The sequence below is a fragment of the Stenotrophomonas sp. 116085_Sma genome (assembly GCF_056479585.1).
Genome location: NZ_CM151057.1, coordinates 3,608,010 through 3,629,229, shown reverse-complemented (window position 1 = coordinate 3,629,229; position 21,220 = coordinate 3,608,010). Strand labels below are relative to the sequence as shown.

The window sequence follows — 21,220 nt, the reverse complement described above, 5'->3', positions numbered from 1 at the left end:
GCGGCCAGCCGAGCATGGGCTCGGCTCTACAGGGTGGAAACTGCAGGCAACAAAAAACCCGGCCAGGGCCGGGCTTTTGTCTGCTGCCCAACCCCGAGGGGCAGGGCGGCAACGCCGGATCAGGCGGCCTTGAGGGCCTTGATGCGGTCGTTCAGGCGGCTCTTGTGGCGAGCAGCCTTGTTCTTGTGGATCAGGCCACGCGCGCTGAAGCGATCCAGGATCGGCTGGGCAACGGCGAAGGCGGCTTCGGCGCCGGCGGCATCGTTGGCGTCCAGCGCCTTGATCACTTTCTTGACAGCGGTGCGCAGCATCGAGCGCTGAGCCACGTTGCGCGCGTTGCGCACGACGGTCTGCTTGGCGCGCTTCTTGGCGGACTTGATATTGGCCACGGTGGTGGTTTCCTGAAAAAATCGGTGTTATGGGAACAGCAAGCTAGCTAGTATGATGGCGTAAGAAATGCACGTCAAGTCGATTGTCAAGAGGGACGCTGAGTGAGTTCACCCAAGTTGTTGCGGGGCCTGCTGTCGTTCAGCAGCATGACCATGGTCTCGCGCGTTCTCGGACTTGTCCGGGACTTCGTGGTGACCACCACGTTCGGCACCAACGCCATCACTGATGCTTTCTGGGTCGCCTTCAGGGTACCCAATTTCCTGCGGCGTTTGTTCGCCGAAGGCTCTTTCGCCACTGCTTTCGTGCCCGTGTTCACGGAAGTGAAGGAAACCCGCAGCCACGCCGAGCTGCGTGAACTGATGGCCCGCACCGCCGGGACCCTGGGCGGGGTGCTGATGCTGGTCACCGCGCTGGCGCTGATCTTCGCGCCGCAGCTGGCCTCGGTCTTCTCCAGTGGCGTTGATACCGACCCGGTGAAGCAGGGCCTGCTGGTCGACCTGTTCCGCCTGACCTTCCCGTTCCTGCTGTTCGTCTCGCTCACCGCGCTGGCCGGTGGCGCGCTGAACAGCTTCCAGCGCTTCGCCATGCCGGCGCTGACCCCGGTCATCCTCAACCTGTGCATGATCGCCGGTGCGCTGTGGCTGGCGCCGCGGCTGGGCGGCACCCCGGAAAAGCAGATCCTGGCGCTGGGCTGGGCGGTGCTCGCCGCCGGCATCCTGCAGCTGCTGTTCCAGCTGCCCTCGCTGAAAGGCATCAACCTGCTGACCCTGCCGCGCTGGGGCTGGAGCCACCCGGGCGTGCGCAAGGTGATGACGCTGATGGTGCCGACCCTGTTCGGCTCCTCGGTGGCGCAGATCAACCTGCTGCTGGACACGGTCATCGCGGCCAAGCTGACCGATGGCTCGCAGTCCTGGCTGTCGCTGGCCGACCGCTTCCTGGAGCTGCCACTGGGCGTGTTCGGTGTGGCGCTGGGCACGGTGATCCTGCCGGCGCTGGCCCGTCACCACGTCAGCACCGACCGCGAGGGCTTCTCGCGCTCGCTGGACTGGGGCCTGCGGATGACCCTGCTGATCTCGGTGCCGGCCATGCTCGGCCTGCTGCTGCTGGCCGAGCCGCTGATCGCGACCATCTTCCAGCACGGCCAGTTCAGTGCCTTCGATACCCGCATGACCGCGCTGTCGGTGTACGGCCTGAGCTTCGGCCTGCCGGCGTTCGCTCTGCTGAAGGTGGTGTTGCCGGCGTTCTACGCCCGCCAGGACACCAAGACCCCGGTACGCGCGGGTGTGGCTGCACTGGTGGCCAACATGGTGTTCAACTTCGCCCTGCTGGCGGTGCTGTACCAGGTGATGGTGCCGCACGAGCTGAAGGCACAGGGCGTGATGGCGGCCATCGGCAAGCAGCCGGGCCTGCATCTGGCACTGGGCATTGCCAGTGCGCTGTCCAGTTACCTGAACCTGGGCCTGCTGTGGTACTGGCTGGGCAAGACCGATGTCTACCAGCGCCGGCCGGGCTGGGGCGGCTATCTGTTGCGCCTGCTGCTGGCCTGCGCGGCCATGGTTGCTGCGCTGCTGGCCCTGCTGCACTGGCTGCCGGCGTTCTCGGCGATGGGCGTATGGGAGCGGATCGGCAGCCTGTCGCTGCTGGTCGGTGGCGGCGGTGCCACCTACGCAGTGGCCATGGTGGCGATGGGCTTCCGCCCGCGCGACCTGCGCGGGCATTGATCACCGCTTGTGGCGGCTATACTTCAGGGTTACACCATTGAAGCGGCGGCCCCGGGCGGGCCGGAACGAGAGTTGATGAGCAGGCTGTTCAGAAGCGTCGAGGGCGGGGAGCTGTTCCCCAGCGGAAGCGTGGTCTGTATCGGTGCATTCGACGGCCTCCACCTGGGGCATCGTGCGCTGGTCCGCCACGCGGTCGCCCGCGCGCGCGCCTTGGGCGTGGCCGCGGTGGCCGTGGCGTTCGAGCCGCTGCCGCGTGAGTTCTTCGCCCAGGGCACACCACCGCCGCGGCTGACCCTGGCGCGCAGCAAGGTCGAGATCCTGCGCGAGCTCGGCGTCGATGCGATCGGCCTGCTGCGCTTCGACGCGGCCATGGCAGCGATGCCGGCCGAGTCGTTCGTCCACCAGCTGCTGGCCCACCGCCTGGGCGCACGCGAAGTCTGGATCGGCCCGGAGTTCTGCTTCGGCAACCGCCGCCGTGGTGACCTGGCCCTGCTGCAGAAGATGGGCGCCGAATTGGGCTTCACTGCTGGCGAGATCGAAGCGGTCGACCTGCATGGCGAGCGCATTTCCAGCACCCGCATCCGCCAGCTGCTGCAGGACGGCGACTTCGCCCGTGCCAACGACCTGCTCGGCCGTCCGTATGCGATCAGCGGCCGGGTGGTGCGCGGGCGCCAGCTCGGCCGCACGCTGGGCTTCCCCACCGCCAACCTGCGTTTCCCGAAGACCCCGGCGTTGTCGGGCATCTACGCAACCTGGGTGCACGGTGTGTTCGACCAGCCGTGGCCGTCGGTCTCCAGCTTCGGCACGCGGCCGACGGTGGAGGGCGTGGAGCCGCTGCTGGAAGCCCACCTGTTCGATTTCCAGGGCGACCTGTACGGGCGCCACATCGACGTGGAGTTCGTCGCCAAGCTGCGCGACGAAGAGAAATTCAATGATCTGGCGGCGCTGACCGACCAGATGCACCGCGACGCCGAACAGGCGCGCGCCCTCCTTTCCGAACATAGATTGCGAGCCACTGCGTGAGCCAGGACTACAAGACCACCCTGAACCTGCCAGCCACCGAATTCCCGATGCGCGGCGACCTGCCCAAGCGCGAGCCGGGCATTCTGGCGCAGTGGGAAGCGCAGGGGCTCTACCAGCAGCTGCGCGACAACGCCGCCGGCCGCCCGCTGTTCGTGCTGCATGACGGCCCGCCGTACGCCAACGGCCGCATCCACCTCGGCCACGCGGTCAACAAGATCCTGAAGGACATCATCGTCAAGTCGCGCTACCTGGCCGGCTTCGATGCGCCCTACGTGCCGGGCTGGGACTGCCACGGCCTGCCGATCGAGATCGCGGTCGAGAAGAAGTGGGGCAAGGTCGGTACCAAGCTCGACGCCGTTGAATTCCGCCAGAAGTGCCGTGAGTTCGCCGAAGAGCAGATCAACATCCAGCGCGTGGACTTCAAGCGCCTGGGCGTGACCGGTGACTGGGACAACCCGTACAAGACCCTGAGCTTCGACTTCGAAGCCAACGAGATCCGTGCACTGGCCAAGGTCGTGGCCAACGGCCACCTGGTCCGCGGCGCCAAGCCGGTGTACTGGTGCTTCGACTGCGGTTCGGCGCTGGCCGAGGCGGAAATCGAGTACCAGGAAAAGGAATCGCCGGCGATCGACGTGGCCTACGCCGCGCGTGATGCGCAGGCCATCGGCCAGGCGTTCGGCGTGAGCGTACCGGCCGACGTCGAAGTGGCCGTGCCGATCTGGACCACCACCCCGTGGACGCTGCCGGCCTCGCTGGCGGTGTCGCTGGGCGCGGAGATCAACTATGTGCTGGCCGAAGGTCCGGCCCACAACGGCAAGCGCCGTTGGCTGGTGCTGGCCGCCGCGCTGGCCGAGCGTGCGCTGCAGCGCTACGGCGTCGAGAGCGTGGTGCTGCACGGTGAAACCACGGGTGCGGCGCTGGAGAACCAGCTGCTGGCGCACCCGTTCTATCCGGAGCGCGACATCCCGCTGCTCAACGGCGACCACGTCTCCGACGAGGACGGTACCGGTGCGGTGCACACCGCCCCCGGCCACGGCCAGGAAGACTTCGTGGTCAGCCAGAAGTACGGCCTGCTGGACAGGTACAACGCCGGCCAGGTCACGCCGATCGACGGCCGTGGCGTGTACCTGGAATCGACCCCGCCGGCCGGTGACGTGGTGCTGGCTGGCCAGCACCTGTGGAAGGCGCAGGAGGCCATCGTCGGCGTGCTGCGCGACAACGGTTCGCTGCTGGCGTTCCATCCGATCCGCCACAGCTACCCGCACTGCTGGCGCCACAAGACGCCGGTGGTGTTCCGCGCCACCCCGCAGTGGTTCATCTCGATGGACAAGGCCAACCTGCGCAGCGATGCGCTGGCCGCCATCGATACCGTGGGCTGGTTCCCGACCTGGGGCAAGGCGCGCATCCAGAGCATGGTTGACGGTCGCCCGGACTGGACCATCTCGCGCCAGCGCACCTGGGGCGTGCCGATCGCGCTGTTCACCCATCGCCAGACCGGCGAGATCCATCCGCGCTCGGTGGAGCTGATGCAGCAGGTCGCTGACCGCGTGGAAGCCGAGGGCATCGACGTGTGGTATTCGCTGGATGCCGCCGAACTGCTGGGCGCTGAAGCGGCCGACTACGAGAAGGTCACCGACATCCTCGACGTCTGGTTCGATTCGGGCGTGACCCATGAGGGCGTGCTCGCCGCGCGTGGCTTCGGCAAGCCGGCCGACCTGTACCTGGAAGGCTCCGACCAGCACCGCGGCTGGTTCCAGTCCTCGCTGCTGACCGGCGTGGCGATCGACAAGCGCGCGCCGTACAAGCAGTGCCTGACCCACGGCTTCACCGTGGACGAGCACGGCCGCAAGATGTCCAAGTCGCTGGGTAACGGCATCGAGCCGCAGGACATCATGAACAAGCTGGGCGCGGACATCCTGCGCCTGTGGATCGCCTCGGCCGACTACAGCAACGAAATGTCGTTGTCGCAGGAGATCCTAAAGCGCAATGCCGACGCCTACCGTCGCCTGCGCAACACCGCGCGCTTCCTGCTCGGCAACCTGGACGGCTTCGATCCGGCCCAGCACCTGCAACCGCTCGACCAGATGGTTGCGCTGGACCGCTGGATCGTGCATCGCGCCTGGGAGCTGCAGGAGAAGATCAAGGCGGCCTACGACGGCTACAACATGGCCGAGATCGTGCAGCTGCTGCTGAATTTCTGCAGCGTGGACCTGGGTTCGCTGTACCTGGACGTGACCAAGGACCGCCTGTACACGATGCCGACCGATTCGCACGGTCGCCGTTCGGCACAGAGCGCGATGTACCACATCGCCGAAGCGTTCACCCGCTGGGTCGCGCCGATCCTGACCTTCACCGCCGACGAGCTGTGGGGCTACCTGCCGGGCGAACGCGCCGGCCACGTGCTGTTCACCACCTGGTACGACGGCCTGGCGCCGCTGCCGGCCGATGCCCAGCTCAACGCCACCGACTTCGATCAGCTGCTGGCCGTGCGCGAGCAGGTGGCCAAGGTGCTGGAGCCGATGCGTGCCAACGGCGCGATCGGTGCCGCGCTGGAAGCGGAAATCACCATTGCCGCCAACGAGGAGCAGGCCGCGAAGTGGCAGCCGCTGGCCGATGAACTGCGCTTCCTGTTCATCAGCGGCGACGTGCAGGTGCGCCCGGCGACCACCGACGAGGTGTTCGTCAGCGCCCAGCCGACCACCAAGGCCAAGTGCGTGCGCTGCTGGCACCACCGTGCCGATGTCGGAAGCAACGCCGACCATCCGGAACTGTGCGGCCGCTGCGTGAGCAACATCACCGGCGCTGGTGAAGTGCGGAGCTGGTTCTGATGGCCGCGCCCCGTCCGCACCCGAACGCCCTGGTCTGGCTGCTGCTGTCGGCCGCCATCATCGGCCTGGACCAGTGGTCCAAGGCCTGGGTCCTGTCGAGCCTGCCGGAGTTCCAGCCGGTGGTTGTGATCGACGGCTTCTGGAACTGGTACCGCACCTACAACACCGGCGCCGCGTTCAGTTTCCTGAGCGACGCCGGTGGCTGGCAGAAGTACTTCTTCACCGCGCTGGCCATCGCCATCAGCGGCCTGATGGCCTGGTGGCTGCGCGGCACCGCCCGCGGCAACTGGAAGGCCGCGGTGCCGTATGCGCTGATCATCGGCGGTGCCATCGGCAACGTGATCGACCGCCAGGTGCACGGCCACGTGGTCGATTTCATCCAGTGGTACGTGGGCAGCTACACCTGGCCCTCGTTCAACATCGCCGATTCGGCCATCGTGGTGGGTGCCATCGGCATCGCCCTGTTTGGCCTGTTCGAAGGCAAGTCCGCCAAAAAGGCGGATAATGCCAACCCGAAACCGTAAGCCGGCCGCTGCCGGGAGATTGAACTGATGGATGTGCTGCTCGCCAACCCGCGTGGTTTCTGTGCCGGTGTCGATCGTGCGATCGAGATCGTCAAGCGCGCGATCGAAACGCTGGGCGCGCCCATCTACGTTCGCCATGAAGTGGTGCACAACCGCTTCGTGGTGGACGATCTGAAGCAGCGCGGCGCGATCTTCGTCGAGGAACTGGACGAAGTGCCGGACAACAACACGGTCATCTTCAGCGCGCATGGCGTGTCCCAAGCCGTGCGCCAGGAAGCCGAGCGCCGTGGCCTGAAGGTGTTCGACGCTACCTGCCCGCTGGTGACCAAGGTCCACTTCGAAGTCGCCCGCCACTGCCGTGCCGGCCGCGACGTGGTGCTGATCGGCCACGCCGGCCACCCGGAAGTGGAAGGCACCATGGGCCAGTGGAACCGCGAAGCCGGTACCGGCCAGATCTACCTGGTCGAAGACGTGGAGCAGGTCGCCACGCTGCACATCAACCAGCCGGAAAACTTCGCCTACACCACGCAGACCACGCTGTCGGTGGACGACACGCGCGGCATCATCGATGCGCTGCGTGAGCGCTTCCCGGCGATGCAGGGCCCGAAGAACGACGACATCTGCTACGCCACGCAGAACCGCCAGGATGCGGTGCGCGACCTGGCCAAGCGCTGCGACCTGGTGCTGGTGGTCGGTTCGCCGAACAGCTCCAACTCCAATCGCTTGAGTGAGCTGGCCCGCCGCGAAGGCGTGGAGTCGTACCTGATCGACGGCGCGCATGAAATCGACCCGGCGTGGGTGGTGGGCAAGCAGCACATCGGCGTCACTGCCGGTGCCTCGGCGCCGCAGGTGCTGGTCGATGGCGTGCTGGCACGCCTGGCCGAGCTGGGTGCCAGCGGCGTGGGCGAGCTGGATGGCGAGCCGGAATCGATGGTATTCGCGCTGCCGAAGGAACTGCGCCTGCGTCTGGTCGACTGACCGCGGCAGCTTGTTCGCCGGGCATGGCCCGGCGCTACCGGGTGCATGTCATCCACGCATGGCGTGGATCTACTGCATCCGGTCGGCACACCCGTAGATCCACGCCATGCGTGGATGGGCACCGACCATGACCTTGTCCGCCCACGCACCCCAGTAGATCCGCGCCATGCGTGGATGGGCGCACCGCGCGTGACCTTTTTCCCGCTTGCGCATCGCAAATAGGTTCACGCCATGAGTAGATGGGCGCAGCGATGGTGATTATCGAGGGTACCATCGCTGGAAGCTGCCAAATAAACACGCGACCCATACTCAGCTCACTGCTGGCTGAGCAGATGAGCAGATGAGCGATCATGCGACTTGAACACTCCGAGCTTTGATGCGCTGTTCCATCAACGGCCTCGCCCGGGGGCTTTCACTCTGCGAACGCATGGCGGTTTTTCTTCAAAATCCGACGCTTGGCCCTGATGCCGAAAAGTTTTAACGCGTTCTCGTTTCGGGTGTGATTGACTGCAAATGGCGGAGTCTTTAGGAATTTTCCTATGATGAAAAAGGACTGTTGGCGCTATTTTTTTGAGTCGGATCGCTGCGATCCAAGGAAAGGGGTAAACAAATGGTATGGAAATACCTGATTTTGATCATCTCACTTCTTTGTCCGACCTACGCGAAATCGCAGGCCTTCCCTGTAACTGGTTTGGGCCAGTGCGTAGACTTCATCTCCGCTGCTTCCACCACGCTCACCTCCCAGATCCAGGCACATGTGGGGGTAAGGGCATACGGTCTTCCACCTAGTTACGACCCGCTGACGGCGAAAATATTGGTGCCACCATACTCTTGCGAAAGCAATGACTGGCCTGGTCTCTATAAAACTGTGGGCTATCTGAGTCATGAGCTTGGTCACCACGAGGCAGGTGTTCCCAATATTGATGCTCCGATCACCAAAGCCCAGTATGTTGAAAGGAATTGCGTGTGGGAGGCTAAGGCCGTAGTTAACAACGCGGTAGTGAGTGATCAGATTCGCGTGGCATCTGAAGGATTTGTTGAAGTCCCGTTGATTTCCGAGAACTCCGCTAAGCTATGGAGCATGTGGTCGGGTGGTGAGTCGTTGGTGGATATCGGGAAAGTTTTCTGCGATAACAATCATGTCGCGTCGGGAAAAACGTATACCAAGCAGCACGAGGACTACTACGATGCCAACTATCCTTGGTGATTTTGCTAGGGCGTCAGTGAAATCATTGCTGACCTTGCCTATGATTGTTCCGCTCGCCGCTGTAGCGGCAACCTCGCCCCCTCAGGCATGGAGTTCCGCGGCAAAAGCTTCGCAGCTCGAGGCACTCGATTACATCGAGAAGCTGGAGTTGGCGCGAAGTGCGGGGCCGGATGCCGCCGCTGATGCTTTGGGCATCAAAAACGGCTCGCTTGCTGAGGTCGCGACTGCTTTCGGGACTGTCCGGAATTTCGGCGGTATTGAGCTAGCTACCGAACTTGATCAACGATCAGGCCAGACTACGATCGTTGTAAGGGCATCGGGTGGGTGTATCGATCGGGACCTTGCGAAGGCAAAACTGGTACTTGGCAAGATCGTATGGGCGCCGCTGGCCGATTCACCGGCACCGGTTTTCGGTTACGCACATTTCCAAGGGGGCTCGGCATCCACGGTATTTTTTGACGCAACGGGTTCCAGATGTTTGACAGGCGTCAGGATCGAGGATCCGGCGAGATTAAAGGGGGCCATTGAAGCCGCTTACAAGCAAGAAGCGTCGAAGTAGATTCCCAATCCAGAGGGCTTGCCAAGCCGACGATGGGCCTGGCAAGCAAACTCTCGAAGGCACGTGCATCAATGGTGCCGAGAGATTCTAGAGGGGTTCCCTGCCTGAGGCCTTCAGCAAGCCTCTCTCCCATGACCTTTGGCCATGGGGCAGGGCACTCTACAGGCCTAGCATCGGAGGATTCTCCGCTGTTGGATGCTGCCCGATGAAGACCCGAGCCCTGGTGATGTCCCTGCTGTTCGCGCTGGCGGCCTCGCCTGCACTGGCGCAGACCTCGCCACCGGCCAACGCGGCGGCGCCCGGCCTGCTGCGCATCGACGTGGACGCGCGCAACCTGGCCCGGCGCATCTTCAAGGTGACTGCCACCGTGCCGGCCAAGCCCGGCCCGATGACCCTGTTGTACCCGCAGTGGATTCCCGGCAACCATTCTCCCACCGGCCCGATCGACAAGCTGGCCGGCCTGCGCGTGACCGCCAACGGCAAGCCGCTGGCCTGGCAGCGTGACCAGTACAACGTCTATGCGTTCAAGGTGAACGTGCCCGAGGGCGTCAGCGAGATCGTCGCGCACTTCGACTTCCTGTCCTCGCAGGGTGGCAGCCAGGGCCGGGTGGTGATGACCCCGGAGATGCTCAACCTGCAGTGGAACGCCAACTCGCTGTATCCGGCCGGTGTCGATGCGCGCCAGCTGCAGGCGCAGGCCAGCGTGACGCTGCCCAAGGGCTGGTCATTCGCCACCGCATTGGAGACTGCGCGCCGTGACGGCGATACCGTGGTGTTCAAGCCGATCTCCTATGATCACCTGGTCGATTCGCCGTTGTTCGCCGGCGAGCACTACCAGCGCATCGATCTCGACCCGGGTGCGAAGGTGCCGGTGCACCTCAACGTGTTCGCCGACGAGGCCAAGTCGTTGAAGCCCACCGACGCGCAGATCACCTTGCACCGCGCGCTGGTGCAGCAGGCCGACAAGCTCTACGGTGCGCGTCACTACAACCACTATGAGTTCCTGCTGGCATTGACCGACCGTCTCGGCGGCATCGGCCTGGAGCATCACCGCTCCAGCGAGAACAGCGCCGATCCGGGCTATTTCACCGAGTGGGACAGCAACGCGTGGATGCGCGACCTGCTGCCGCACGAGTACACCCATTCCTGGAACGGCAAGTACCGTCGCGGCGCCGATCTGGCTACTGCCAATTTCAACGTGCCGATGGGCGACAGCCTGCTGTGGGTGTACGAGGGCCAGACCCAGTTCTGGGGCCAGGTGCTGGCCGCACGCTCGGGGCTGTGGTCGGTCGCGCAGGCGCGCGACATGCTGGCCAACGTGGCCGCCACCTATGATCGCGGTCGCCCGGGCCTCGCCTGGCGCCCGCTGCAGGACACCACCAACGACCCGACCATCGCCCAGCGCCGCACCCTGCCGTACCGCAACTACCAGATGAGCGAGGACTACTACTCCGGCGGCCAGATGCTGTGGCTGGAGGTGGAAGGCAAACTGCGCGAGCTGAGCGGCAACCGCCGCAGCCTGGATGACTTCGCGCGTGCCTTCTTCGGCGTCGGCAAGGGCGACTGGGACGTCAATCCGTACACCTTCGACGATGTGGTGGCGACCTTGAACGGCATCGCGCCGTACGACTGGTCGAGCTTCCTGCGCGGCCGCCTGGATGGCCACGGTTCGTTGAACGGAGGCCTGGAGCTGGCCGGCTGGAAGCTGGTCTACCGCGATACCCCGAACGATGCCTACAAGGCGCAGGAAAAGCGCGCCAAGGGGGCGCTGCTGGCCTACTCGCTGGGCGCGACCGTGCTCGACAGCGGCGTGGTCGGCGACGTGATCTGGGACAGCCCAGCGTTCAACGCTGGGCTCGCGCCGGGCATGAAGGTGATCGCGGTGGGTGGCCGCGAATACAGCAGCCAGCGGCTGAAGGACGCGGTGGCCGGCGCGGCGAAGGACAAGGCACCGATCGTGCTGCTGGTGAAGCAGTTCGACCGGATCGAGACGATGAACATCGACTACCGCGGTGGCCTGCAGTACCCGGTGCTGGAGCGCATTGCCGGCAAGCCCGACCGCCTGGCCGACCTGTGGAAGGCGCGATGAAGCCGCGGGTGCGCGATGGCGTGATCCTGTTGATGGCGGTCCTCGCCATCGTCGGCGCGTTCCTGGATGGCGAGGGGCGTTGGCTGCACTGGCTGGCCAAGCCGGCAACCACGCTGCTGATCGCCGCCATCGCCTGGTGTGTGCGTGATCCGGCGCAGCCGTTCTACCGCCGCGCGGTGCTGGCCGGCATGCTGCTGTCGTGCGTGGGCGACATCGCGCTGATGCTGCCGATCGACGCGTTCGTGCCGGGCCTGGTCGCCTTCCTGCTGGCCCACGTCTGCTACATCGTCGCCTTCCGCGCTGGCCTGCGCGCCGGTCGTGGTCTGGTTGGCGCCAGCATGCTGCTGGGTGCCTTCGCCGTGCTCAACGTGATGGGCCTGTGGCCGCACCTGCCGGCGCCGATGCGCATTCCGGTGCTGGCCTACGTGGTGGTGCTCGCCTCGATGGCGGTGCTGGCGCTGGCGCGCGCATGGACGCGTCCTCAGGCGGCCGCGCCGGAACCGTGCAGTGCACGCTGGGCGGCAACCGGTGCCCTGCTGTTCGTGGCCAGCGATTCACTGCTGGCCTGGGACCGCTTTGCTGGCGGCCTGCCGCTGGCCAGCCTGCTGGTGTTGTCCACCTACTACGCCGCGCAGTACGCCATCGCCCGCTCGGTAAAATAGAAAAAGGGGACGGAGGGGATTAAGTCGTAACTGCCTTGATGCCGATGGCGACTTAATTCCCTCCGTCCCCTTTTTTGACGCTGCGCGCGATGCCCTGTGCATCGAACTGCAGGCGTGCCGATTCGCGGTCGCCTGCAACCTCGTCCGGCAGCCATGCCAGCTTGCCGGCCTTGCGCACGATCACGTAGACGTGGCCGACTTCCGAGGCCGGGTTCTGCAATGCGTTGCGTTGTTCCTGCAGTGCCTTGGCCACGCGTGGTACGGCATCGAAATCGATGTTGGCCAGGGGTGTGCTGCTGCGATGCAGGCTGATGGTCGGCGCGAACTGCTGCGGGTTCACCGGATTGCCCTTGCGCCACTGGCCACGTTCGAAGTGGTAGCTGTCGACGTGGTCCGGCTGCTGCGGATCGACCAGGTCCAGATTGATGCGGCCATCGTCGTAGAAGTGGATGCTGTGGAACACCGTCAGCCGGTGTCCGGACAATGCAGGCAACTGCTCCAGTGCCTGGCGTGCGCCCAGCAGGTACTCCGAATCGAACAGCCGGTTGCTGCGGTGGGGTATCGGGTCGGACTGCAGTCCGGGCGCCGTTGCCAGTGAGTCGGCCTGCTCGCGCGGCGGTTGCGATGCAGATGGCCTCGGCGGACGGTCGGGCTGCAGCGGATGTCCCAGCGTTTCGGCGATCGTTCCCAGTGCACCGCCGGCTACGGCCACGCCGGCCAGCACCAGCAGCACCAGCGAAAACACCCGTCGGGTGGAAGGAGGCCGCTTCACATGCCCTCCAGGCGCACGTTGCCGCGGTCATCCGGGTCGTACAGCAGGGTCACGTGTTCGCGCGGGATGTTGGCCAGGTCGATCAGCGGGATGAATCGGCGTACGCTCACCTGCTGTAGGCGGCCGTCACGATCGGTGTACTCCAGCTGGAACTCCACCTGCGGCTGTTCGTTGAGGTAGGTGCCGGTCTGGCGCACCTTCAGTACCCTGGCCTCCACGCCGATGCCGCGGTACTTCAATGCGTCACCGCGGGCATCGGCCTGCAGCAGCCGGCCGAGCAGGCGCAGGCCCAGCGCATAGCCACACAGCACCAGCGGGCACACCAGCAGGGGATGGCCGAACGACAGGAAGGTCCAGCCCAGCCCCTCGCTCTGCAGCCGGTAGGCAAACACATAGGCACTGGCCACCGCCACGATGCCGATCGCTGCGCCGACACCACGACGCCAGAGGCTGGCGACATCCAGTTCGGGCTGCGCCCCCTCCAGCACCACATTGGGGAACGCGCCCGGTTCGCGGCTCAGGCGAACCTCGAGGCGCTGGCCGGCAACGAAACGCTGCAGCTGCGGCTTGCTGTCGACCACCAGCAGCTGTTCCCTGATCGGCGTGCCCGACAGATTCTGGAAGGACAGCTGCAGTTTCCATTGTGCGAATCCACGCACGTGCACACCGGTCTGCTCGGCGTGTTCGATCAGCGCATCACGCAGTTCGCCATCGGCGAGGATCGAGCGAACGCGATGCAGGGCGCGCGGTGGGCCGAGCAGCAGGAAATGCAGGAAGGCGAACAGCAGAGAGAGCCATGCAGCCAGCGACAGTACAAGCAGCAGCAGGGACAGCCACGGCGCGCTGCGATCAGCCAGCGCTACCGGCCAGGAGGTGCCGAAATAGAGGATGCAGGGGAAGGGCAACGCGAAGAACAGCAGGAACGCGCCCCAGAACCAGAGATAGGCTTTCATGGGGGAGGTGGCAGGCCGGTGGAACAGGCCGCGTAGCGTACTACGCTCAGCGGAACTGCAGGGTAAGCAGGTAGTAACGGCCCAGTGGATCGTCCAGTCCCGGCATCTGCCCGCCATTGCCGTCCAGGTAGTTCACCGGCTGCGCATCAAGCACGTTGTGCACGTCCAGCGCCGCGATGACGCGCGGGCCCAGGCGGCGCGCCAGGTGCAGGTTCCAGCGCAGCTGGCGCGGATTCATGCAGTGGTTCTGTTCGATCTGCCGCTGCGGGCACTCGGCGCCGGGCAGCCATGCACGGGTGCGGCCCACCTGGTTGCCGCGCAGGGCGATGTCCCAGTTGCTGTTCTGCCATTGCACGTTCAGGACCGCCGCCATCTCGGGGGTGACATGCCCGCGCAGGTCGATCGCCGGTTCGTGGTCGCGACGACGGCGCAGCTCCTGCTGCTTCAGCGCGTCCAGCGAGAACATCCACTGGCCGTTGCTGCCGGTGTCGATCCGGTATTCGCCACGCAGTACCCAGTTGCGTGAGGTGGTACGGCCGATATTGTCGAACGACAGCCGCAGGCTGCTCAGGTTGCCATTCTCATCCAGCTGCCAGGTGTCACGGTTCCACACGGCATCGGCCGGCTGCAGCGCAAGGATCTCATTGCGCAGCTCGACGATGTTGTGGGTCAGCGACAGCGAGAACGCATCGCTGGGTGACCAGGTCGCCGCCAGCGAATGGCTGCGTGAGCTCTCGGCCTTGAGCGTGGTGTTCTCTTCCACGTCCACAGTGACCACGCAGCGGCCGTCGGGCTCGCTCTGTGCACAGGGCGGCAGTGCGCTTGAGGCGGGCAGGGTGAGGGTGCCGAACTGTCCTGGCGGCCGGCGCTGTTCGAACAGGCTGGGCGCGCGATAGCCGCGGCCGCTGGCCAGCAGGAACGACCAGTGCGGTGTGGGTGTCCAGCGCAGGCCGGCACGGGGCGAGAATGCCGTGTAGTCGCCGTCGTAGTCCCAGCGCGCGGCCACGTCCATGCGCAGCTCCGATGTGAGCGGCAGGCCCAGTTCCGCATACGCGCCGCCACTCTGCCGCGACAGGCGCCGCTGCTGCTGCGGCAGCCCCAGTGCCAGATCGCCCTGGCTCAGCAGGGTGTCCGGGTGGGACGTCCAGCGTTCATGGCGCAGGTCGATGCCGGTAGCCAGCTGCGCATTGCCGCCCTGCATCGGCACCAGCATCCGCTGTACGCCCCACCAGCCCTGCCACTGCTCGGTAAGTCCACGGTTGCGGATCGACGGGAACAGCGATGTTGCTTCATCCGCGGGCAATGCATTGAAGCCTGGCAGGAACCTGAGTGACTGCGCAGCCTCGATGAAGGGTTCGGCGCGCACGGTGCCCGGCGTGGACAGGGTGACGTCGCTGCGCTGCGCGCTGATGCCGGCGTCCCAACTGTGGCTGCCCTGGTCCCGGCCGATGCCCAGGGTGAGATCGGCGTCGGTGGCACGTACCTGGGGACGCACATTGCCGGCTTCCCGCAGGACGCTGTTGAAGGTGTAGCCGTACAGGCCGAGGGCGACGGCGGTCGGGCCCAGATCGAAGCGCTGCCGGTTGTGGCTGGCGCGGGCTTCGGCATAGACGTAGCGCCCCTGGCCACGCTCATGCCGGTAGCGCAGATAGGCCGAGGCGGTATCGGAGGCCGGTTGAAGTGAACGAGGGCGCGAACTGTCGAACCAGCAGGCGCCATTGCGTCGTTTCAATGGCCCGTCGCAGCGCGTAGCGGGCCAGTAGTCGCCATCGCGGAAGGCGCCGATCAGGTACTGCGACGTCTCTGCGTGCCAGTCACGCTGGTCCCCCGCCAGGTGATCGACGCGATGCAGGTCGATGCCTGCGAACCAGCGGTCCCCGTTCCCGCGCAGGCCTCCGGTGGCGGCCTGCACGCGGTACTGGCCAGCGTCGCCACGGCTGCTCAGGCCGGTCTGCAGCGTCGCCTCCGGGCCGTCGGCCTGGTCGCGCAGGATGATGTTGACCACGCCGGACATGGCATCGGCGCCGTAGATGGCTGAAGCACCGCCGCGAACCAGTTCGATGCGTTCGACAAAGCTGAGTGGAATGCCGCCCAGATCGGTGAGCCCGCCCTGCTCCAGCGACACCATCGGGTAGCGGGGCAGGCGCCGGCCATTGACCAGGAACAGCGTGGCGCGTGGTCCCATGCCATCCAGGCTGGTGGTGGCGGCAGCACCGACAGGCAGGTACTGCGAATCGCCACTGCGTGCGCTGCTCATCGCGGGCAGTCCGTTCATGCCGGGCAGGTGTCGCAGCAGGTCGAACAGGCTGCCGTAGCCGCTGCGCAGGATATCTGCGCGATCGATCGTAGTCACCGGCAGGGTGGTCTGCACGGAGGTGCGCGGCAACCGGCTGCCGGTGACATGGATCGGCGCCAGGTCCACCTGGCGCGGCGATGGCGGGGGCGTGCGTGGGCGCGGCGCGACTGCTGCCGGAACCGGCGGGGCGGCCGCGGGCGCGACGCGGATGCGGCGGACCACGAAGCCTCCGGACGGTGTTCGAAGGATGGTCACCGGCATGCCGGCGACCAGCCGTTTCAGGGCCGATGCTGGATCGGCCAGGCCGTGGGTGCCGTTGGCACGGAGCCCCGCCAGTTCCCGGGCATCGAACACCAGGGCGATGCCGCTTTGCCGTGCCCATTGCTGCAATGCTGAAGGCAACGGGCCGGCGTCGATACGGTAGTCATGGGCCGCAGCGGAATCGCCTGCGATGGCGGCAGGCGGCGCGGCGACCAGCAGCGCCAGGCACAGCAGAGGGCGGAGCAGCCCCCACTGCAGCGTGCCTGGTCCTGCCATCACCGCAGGCCTCCTCAGTACGTGCGGCGCAGTTCCAGCGCGCCATCCGGGCGCGTCTGGCCAGCAATGGACCAGCCAAGTTCCAGCGCGGACAGCAACTCCTGTGCGTCACCTGCGCGGAACGTGCCGCTGACCGCCAGATCACTGATCTCAGGGTCAGCGATCACCAGCGGTGCATGGCCATAGCGGTTCATGCGTTCGACCACGATCGACAGCGGGGTGGCATCGAAGACCAGCTGCCCATGCAGCCAGCCCTCGGCGGCTGCCGTGGAGGACAGCGCTGGACCGGGCTGGATGCGCCCGGAGGGCAGTACCTGCAGTTGCTGGCCAGGGGCCAGCGTGTGCTGGGCGGCGCCGTTGCTGACTTCCACCGCGCCCTCCAGCAGCGCGACCTCGACCAGTCCATCGTGCAGGCGCTCAACCTGGAAGGTCGTGCCGATATCGCGGATCGTGCTGGTGCCGGCGCGCAGCTGCAATGCCTTGCTCGATGGCGCGACCTGCAGCTGCAGGCGGCCGCGTTCGAGGTCCAGCTCGCGGTGGCGCCAGCCGAAGCGCGCATGCAGCGTCGTGCCGGCATCGAGCATGGCCACGCTGCCATCGGGCAGGGTCAGCCGCTGTGCCTGATGCGTGTCATTGGCAAAGTGTTGCGGGGCAGGGTTGCCATCCACCGCTACCATCCAGCCCACGCCGATGGCCACGCAGATACCCGCGGCTGCGGCCGCAGCAGGCAGCCAGCGGCGCCGGGCAGGCCGTGCCGCGCGCGCCGCAGCCGTCCGCAGCCACGGGTCCGCAGCCAGGCCCTGGCCCTGCTGGAAAAGGTCTTCGGCCTGCACCCAGGCTTTGACATGGGCAGGGTCTTCAGCAAGCCAGTCTTCGAATGACTCGCGTTCGGCTGCGGTGCAGTCCGGAGCTTCCAGACGCGCCACCCAGGTGCTGGCGCGTGCGAACAGCGAGGCGTCTTCCCTATGCCGGTGGCTGCTCATTCGGTATCCCTGTCGTTGTGCAGCGGATCCGGTCCCAACTCCTGGCGCAGGCCCTGCAGGGCGCGGGCGATATGTTTTTCCACGGTCTTGGCTGTAATTCCACAGTGCCGCGCGATCTGCGTATAGCTCATGCCGGTGATCCGGTTGAGCAGGTACACCTCGCGCGCGCGCTCGGGCAGTTTGAAAAGGGCCTGCCGCAGCAGGGACAACATCTGCCCGGACTCTGCCTGGCGCAAGGGGTCCGGCGACGGGCTGGTGGGCTCGTCGTGACCATCATGCTCGGCCAGTGACAAGTGAGGTCGCGACTGCGGCGATCGGCCGCGATCGGCCAGGCGATTGCGCGCGATACGATACAGCAGCAGGCGCAGTTCGTCGGTGCCGTGCGCGCGATAGCGGATCAGCCGCTCCATGCAGTCCTGCGCGATGTCCTCTGCATCCTCCGGCCCGACGCCCCGTGTGCGCAGGAACGCACACAGTGGCGCGCGTTCCTCGCGTACGAACGCGATGAAGGCGTCCGCAGGCGCGGGTGGCTCCGGCGCGTGGTGGATCAGGGGGGACGGGACGGACAGGGCTGGCCTCGGCTGACGTTGGCGGATCCGCCTTCGAGTTTTACGCGACGATGACCGGATGGGGAAGAGTGTGTGGTGCTCCTCTCTCATTGTGAATGCATTCATTTTTCCCGGCCTGCCGGGCTGGGGGAGATTCCGGCGCTTTGCCGTTTGACTCCTTACCCGCGTGTTGCGGGTGGAGAGAGAGAACGTATGAAGCATTCGAAGTTGAGCCTGGCCCTGGCCGGGCTGATCGGCGTTGGCGCCATCGCGGCGGCTGATGACGTCATGGCAATGAGTTATCACGTGCAGGGGGATCGCATCTTCCTGAGCGGCGGGGTGACCTACGCCGACGTGGTATCGCTGCCAGCGTTGCTGGCCAAGGCGCAGGCCGAGGGCCGGCCGATCCGCGAAGTGGTGCTGCGCACCTCCAATGGCGGCGCGTTGATCGCCGGCGAGTGGCTGCAGGGCATCATCCGCACATCCGGCCTGAACACCATCGTGTCCGGCCACTGCATTTCGTCCTGCTCGATCATGCAGTCCGGTGGCGTCGAACGCTATCTGGCCGGTGATCTGCCAATCGTCGATTCGGTACAGATCCATGCGGCCAGCAACAGTGGCAAGGTGATCTACACGCCGTCGCCACGGATGACCCAGATCTACACCGGCAACTACGGCGGCGGCATGGACGCCGGGCTGCTGCACAAGGCCATGTATGAAGTCGTGCAACCCAACGGCTTGCTGGTATTCCGAGATCCGGCGCGCACCACGGGTACCTCGGTCACCTTCGACCCTGATGGCAGCGGCAGCAAGCTGGAGTCGTTCCCGGGCCAGGACATCTACAACAACAGGATCATCACTGCGAAGGGTTACCGCGATCCGGGCGATACGTTGAGTGTTACCGCCAACGTGAGCGGCGACATCAACCCGGGTTACCTGCGCACCGGTCGCCAGCTGCAGACCTTCGTCGATGATGATTTCGCGCGGTGGAACACCAACTGGCAGTCCAGCTACATCAACCTGGCGCAAAGCATCTACAACGCGTCCAGCAATGGTCCGCAGGGCATCGGCGCGAACTCGGTACAGGACTACCAGAAAGATCCGTACTACAAGGCCCTGCTGCTGTCGAAGCTGCGCCTGGGCGACCTGGACGTGTCCACGCTGGACGACTCGATGGGCGTGATCCGCGTGACCAACGGTGCCACCTGGCGAACCTCCGCGACCACCGGTGCCGACTTCATGCTGGTCGACAACGGCACCATCGCGCTGGAAGGCGGCGCCCTGCGCGCTTCGGAGGTGCGGGTGATGGGCGCAGGCATGCTGGTCGGCAATGGTGATGTGGCGGGCACCGCGATGGATCTCAGTGCGCTGGCCAGCGGCACCCGCCCGTCCTGGCGCGAGGATGGCTTCAACCGCCTGCGCGTCTACGGCACGCTGATGCCGCGCGGTGGCGACCTGGTCACCCATGGCTACGTCAACATCATGCCGGGCGGCAAGGTGCTGTTCGACGTGACAGAGAACGGCGGCGCCGGCAGTGGCCGCCTGCGCGTAGGCAGTTTCTTCGACAGCAAGCAGACCGACGGCGCGCTGGTGATCTCCAAGGGTGCCTTCCTTGAACTGAACGTGGCGCAGGACTACTACGGCCAGGATTTCCGTCGCGATCTCGTGCAGGGCCCGATCTACCAGGGCGGCTTCGAAGACGTCGTGCGCCTGGGCGACACCGGCTACAGCGCCAACATCACCGGCGGCGAAGTGTTCCGCCCACGCCACAACTCGCTGCTGAGCTTCAACGTGAAACAGACCGCGGACGGCCTGTGGTTGACCGCCAACCCGGGCTTCGACCAGCTGGGGCTGTTTGCCAATGCTGTTTCGGGCGATGCCCTTGGCCGTGCGCTGGCGACCGCTTCCGATCGCAAGGATGGTGGCCTGAAGTCGCTGCTCGGCGCCTTGCAGTTCGCCGACCGTGATGTGATCGCACAGCAGGCCGGTGCCCTGCGCGGTGACGCGCACGCGAGCCTGCGCCTGGCCGACAATGCATTGGTGGGCAGCATTGGCAACGTGGTGCAGCAGCACCAGGCGGCGATGCGCAGTGGCGGCGATGCCGACGGCCTGGCCTCGCAGGCCGCGCAGTCGGTCTCGGCGCAGCCGGGCATGCGCCACGGCAGCCTGTTCAACCAGCTGGCCATGCATCTGGTCGAGCCGGCGGCGGGTGGCGGTGAAGGCAGTGGCTCTGGTCGCAACCATGGCCTGTGGGCGCGAGGTTTCGCCAGCCACGGCCGCATCGATGCCGACGGTGGCGTGGCCGGCTTGAGCCATAACATCGGCGGCGTCGTCGTCGGTGCCGATACCCGCGTTGCCGATGACCGCGTCACCCTGGGCGTCAGCGTGGCAGCGGCAGATATGTCGACCAAGGGCCGCGATGGTTCCGACTTCAGCGGTGACGTGCGCGCGCTGGACGTGGGCGGCTATCTGGACGCGACCTATTCGCGCGGCTATCTGTCGGCGGCGGTGCGCTATACCGACCTGCGTCATGACACCCGGCGCAGCGTGAGCGGCATCGACGGCCTGCAGCAGCCGCTGCGCGCCAAGTACAACAACGATGCGATCTCGGCACGGGTGGAACACGCGTTCTCGTTCACCACTGGCAAGGGCCTGGTGATCCAGCCGTTGTTGCCGGTGGTGGACTACGCGCGGACCTCGGCCACCCGCTTCAATGAAGGGCAGGGCGCGGGTGCGCTGGTGGGTCGCAGCGGCAGCCTGGAGAGCATCCGCGTGGGTGCGGGCCTGCAGCTGTTCAGGACCTTCGAGGGCAACAACGGCGAGCGCATCACCCCGCGTGCGCGCGTGGTCTGGCAGAAGGAGCTGGGCGATTCGCAGGCCCGCTACAGCACCGGCTTCGCCGCAGCACCGGACCTGGTGTTCGGCGCCAGCAGCCAGGCCGTGGGCGAGCAGGTACTGGCCTGGAACCTGGGCGTGACCAGCCGCGCCAGCGAACGCCTGTCGATCATGGCCGATTACGTGGGCGAGCGTCGTGACGGGCAGATCCAGAACGGCGTGATGCTGGGCCTGGGCTACCGGTTCTAAGTGGTACAGGGCACCGGCGACGTTCGCATCGCCGGTGCCATCCCCACGGACGCGTGGCTGCGGTAT

Annotated in this window: 16 protein-coding genes; 10 read left to right on the top strand and 6 right to left on the bottom strand. The window is 66.0% G+C overall.

Annotated elements, in window-relative coordinates; genetic code table 11:
• Positions 1-119: 119 nt before the first annotated feature.
• A complete protein-coding gene (gene rpsT, locus ACZK0Z_RS16975; RefSeq protein WP_005408560.1) occupies positions 120-389 on the bottom strand; it encodes a 30S ribosomal protein S20 in 270 nt (89 codons plus the stop codon).
• 117 nt (positions 390-506) lie between these two features.
• Between rpsT and murJ the strand changes: the two genes are divergently transcribed.
• The 9 genes from murJ (at position 507) to ACZK0Z_RS16930 (ending at position 11,981) form a co-directional block, all read left to right on the top strand.
• Positions 507-2,111: a murein biosynthesis integral membrane protein MurJ gene (murJ, locus tag ACZK0Z_RS16970; RefSeq protein ID WP_336339834.1), complete on the top strand. Its 1,605-nt coding sequence runs from the start codon at positions 507-509 to the stop codon at positions 2,109-2,111.
• A 75-nt stretch (positions 2,112-2,186) separates the two neighbouring features.
• Positions 2,187-3,134 (top strand): bifunctional riboflavin kinase/FAD synthetase, encoded by a 948-nt coding sequence (locus ACZK0Z_RS16965; protein ID WP_049428550.1) that lies wholly within the window; start codon positions 2,187-2,189, stop codon positions 3,132-3,134.
• Positions 3,131-5,962 carry an isoleucine--tRNA ligase gene (gene ileS / locus ACZK0Z_RS16960; RefSeq protein WP_197632102.1) on the top strand — a complete coding sequence of 944 codons (2,832 nt, stop codon included), beginning with the start codon at positions 3,131-3,133 and terminating at the stop codon, positions 5,960-5,962. Before ACZK0Z_RS16965 ends, ileS begins: the two co-directional genes overlap by 4 nt.
• Positions 5,962-6,486: a signal peptidase II gene (gene lspA, locus ACZK0Z_RS16955; protein WP_049428546.1), complete on the top strand. Its 525-nt coding sequence runs from the start codon at positions 5,962-5,964 to the stop codon at positions 6,484-6,486. The genes ileS and lspA overlap by 1 nt, the downstream gene beginning before the upstream one ends.
• Before the next feature lie 27 nt (positions 6,487-6,513).
• Positions 6,514-7,464, top strand: a complete 951-nt coding sequence (gene ispH, locus ACZK0Z_RS16950) for a 4-hydroxy-3-methylbut-2-enyl diphosphate reductase (protein ID WP_049428543.1) — start codon at positions 6,514-6,516, stop codon at positions 7,462-7,464.
• 610 nt (positions 7,465-8,074) lie between these two features.
• Positions 8,075-8,671: a hypothetical protein gene (locus ACZK0Z_RS16945; protein ID WP_197632101.1), complete on the top strand. Its 597-nt coding sequence runs from the start codon at positions 8,075-8,077 to the stop codon at positions 8,669-8,671.
• Positions 8,652-9,230, top strand: a complete 579-nt coding sequence (locus tag ACZK0Z_RS16940; protein ID WP_152906559.1) for a hypothetical protein — start codon at positions 8,652-8,654, stop codon at positions 9,228-9,230. The genes ACZK0Z_RS16945 and ACZK0Z_RS16940 overlap by 20 nt, the downstream gene beginning before the upstream one ends.
• Before the next feature lie 205 nt (positions 9,231-9,435).
• Positions 9,436-11,319, top strand: coding sequence for a M61 family metallopeptidase (locus tag ACZK0Z_RS16935; protein ID WP_049428541.1), 1,884 nt, complete (start codon positions 9,436-9,438; stop codon positions 11,317-11,319).
• Entirely contained in the window at positions 11,316-11,981 is a 666-nt protein-coding gene (locus ACZK0Z_RS16930) for a lysoplasmalogenase (RefSeq protein WP_197632100.1), read from the top strand. Before ACZK0Z_RS16935 ends, ACZK0Z_RS16930 begins: the two co-directional genes overlap by 4 nt.
• 52 nt (positions 11,982-12,033) lie before the next feature.
• Here the strand turns inward: ACZK0Z_RS16930 and ACZK0Z_RS16925 are convergent, their stop codons facing one another.
• The 5 genes from ACZK0Z_RS16925 to ACZK0Z_RS16905 are packed head-to-tail and all read right to left on the bottom strand — an operon-like array spanning position 12,034 to position 17,998.
• The gene (locus tag ACZK0Z_RS16925; protein ID WP_197632099.1) at positions 12,034-12,753 is read right to left on the bottom strand and encodes a hypothetical protein; all 720 of its coding nucleotides are present in this window, start codon (positions 12,751-12,753) and stop codon (positions 12,034-12,036) included.
• Entirely contained in the window at positions 12,750-13,706 is a 957-nt protein-coding gene (locus tag ACZK0Z_RS16920; RefSeq protein ID WP_049428536.1) for a hypothetical protein, read from the bottom strand. Before ACZK0Z_RS16920 ends, ACZK0Z_RS16925 begins: the two co-directional genes overlap by 4 nt.
• Before the next feature lie 46 nt (positions 13,707-13,752).
• Complete coding sequence (locus ACZK0Z_RS16915) at positions 13,753-16,539, bottom strand: TonB-dependent receptor (RefSeq protein ID WP_049428534.1); 2,787 nt, start codon at positions 16,537-16,539, stop codon at positions 13,753-13,755.
• 14 nt (positions 16,540-16,553) lie between these two features.
• The gene (locus tag ACZK0Z_RS16910; RefSeq protein ID WP_049428532.1) at positions 16,554-17,522 is read right to left on the bottom strand and encodes a FecR family protein; all 969 of its coding nucleotides are present in this window, start codon (positions 17,520-17,522) and stop codon (positions 16,554-16,556) included.
• Positions 17,519-17,998: an RNA polymerase sigma factor gene (locus tag ACZK0Z_RS16905; RefSeq protein ID WP_238378640.1), complete on the bottom strand. Its 480-nt coding sequence runs from the start codon at positions 17,996-17,998 to the stop codon at positions 17,519-17,521. Before ACZK0Z_RS16905 ends, ACZK0Z_RS16910 begins: the two co-directional genes overlap by 4 nt.
• Before the next feature lie 285 nt (positions 17,999-18,283).
• On the opposite strand from ACZK0Z_RS16905, the gene ACZK0Z_RS16900 reads away from it, so the two are divergent.
• On the top strand, positions 18,284-21,154 hold the full coding sequence (locus ACZK0Z_RS16900; protein WP_197632098.1) for an autotransporter domain-containing protein: 2,871 nt from the start codon (positions 18,284-18,286) through the stop codon (positions 21,152-21,154).
• Positions 21,155-21,220: the final 66 nt, after the last annotated feature.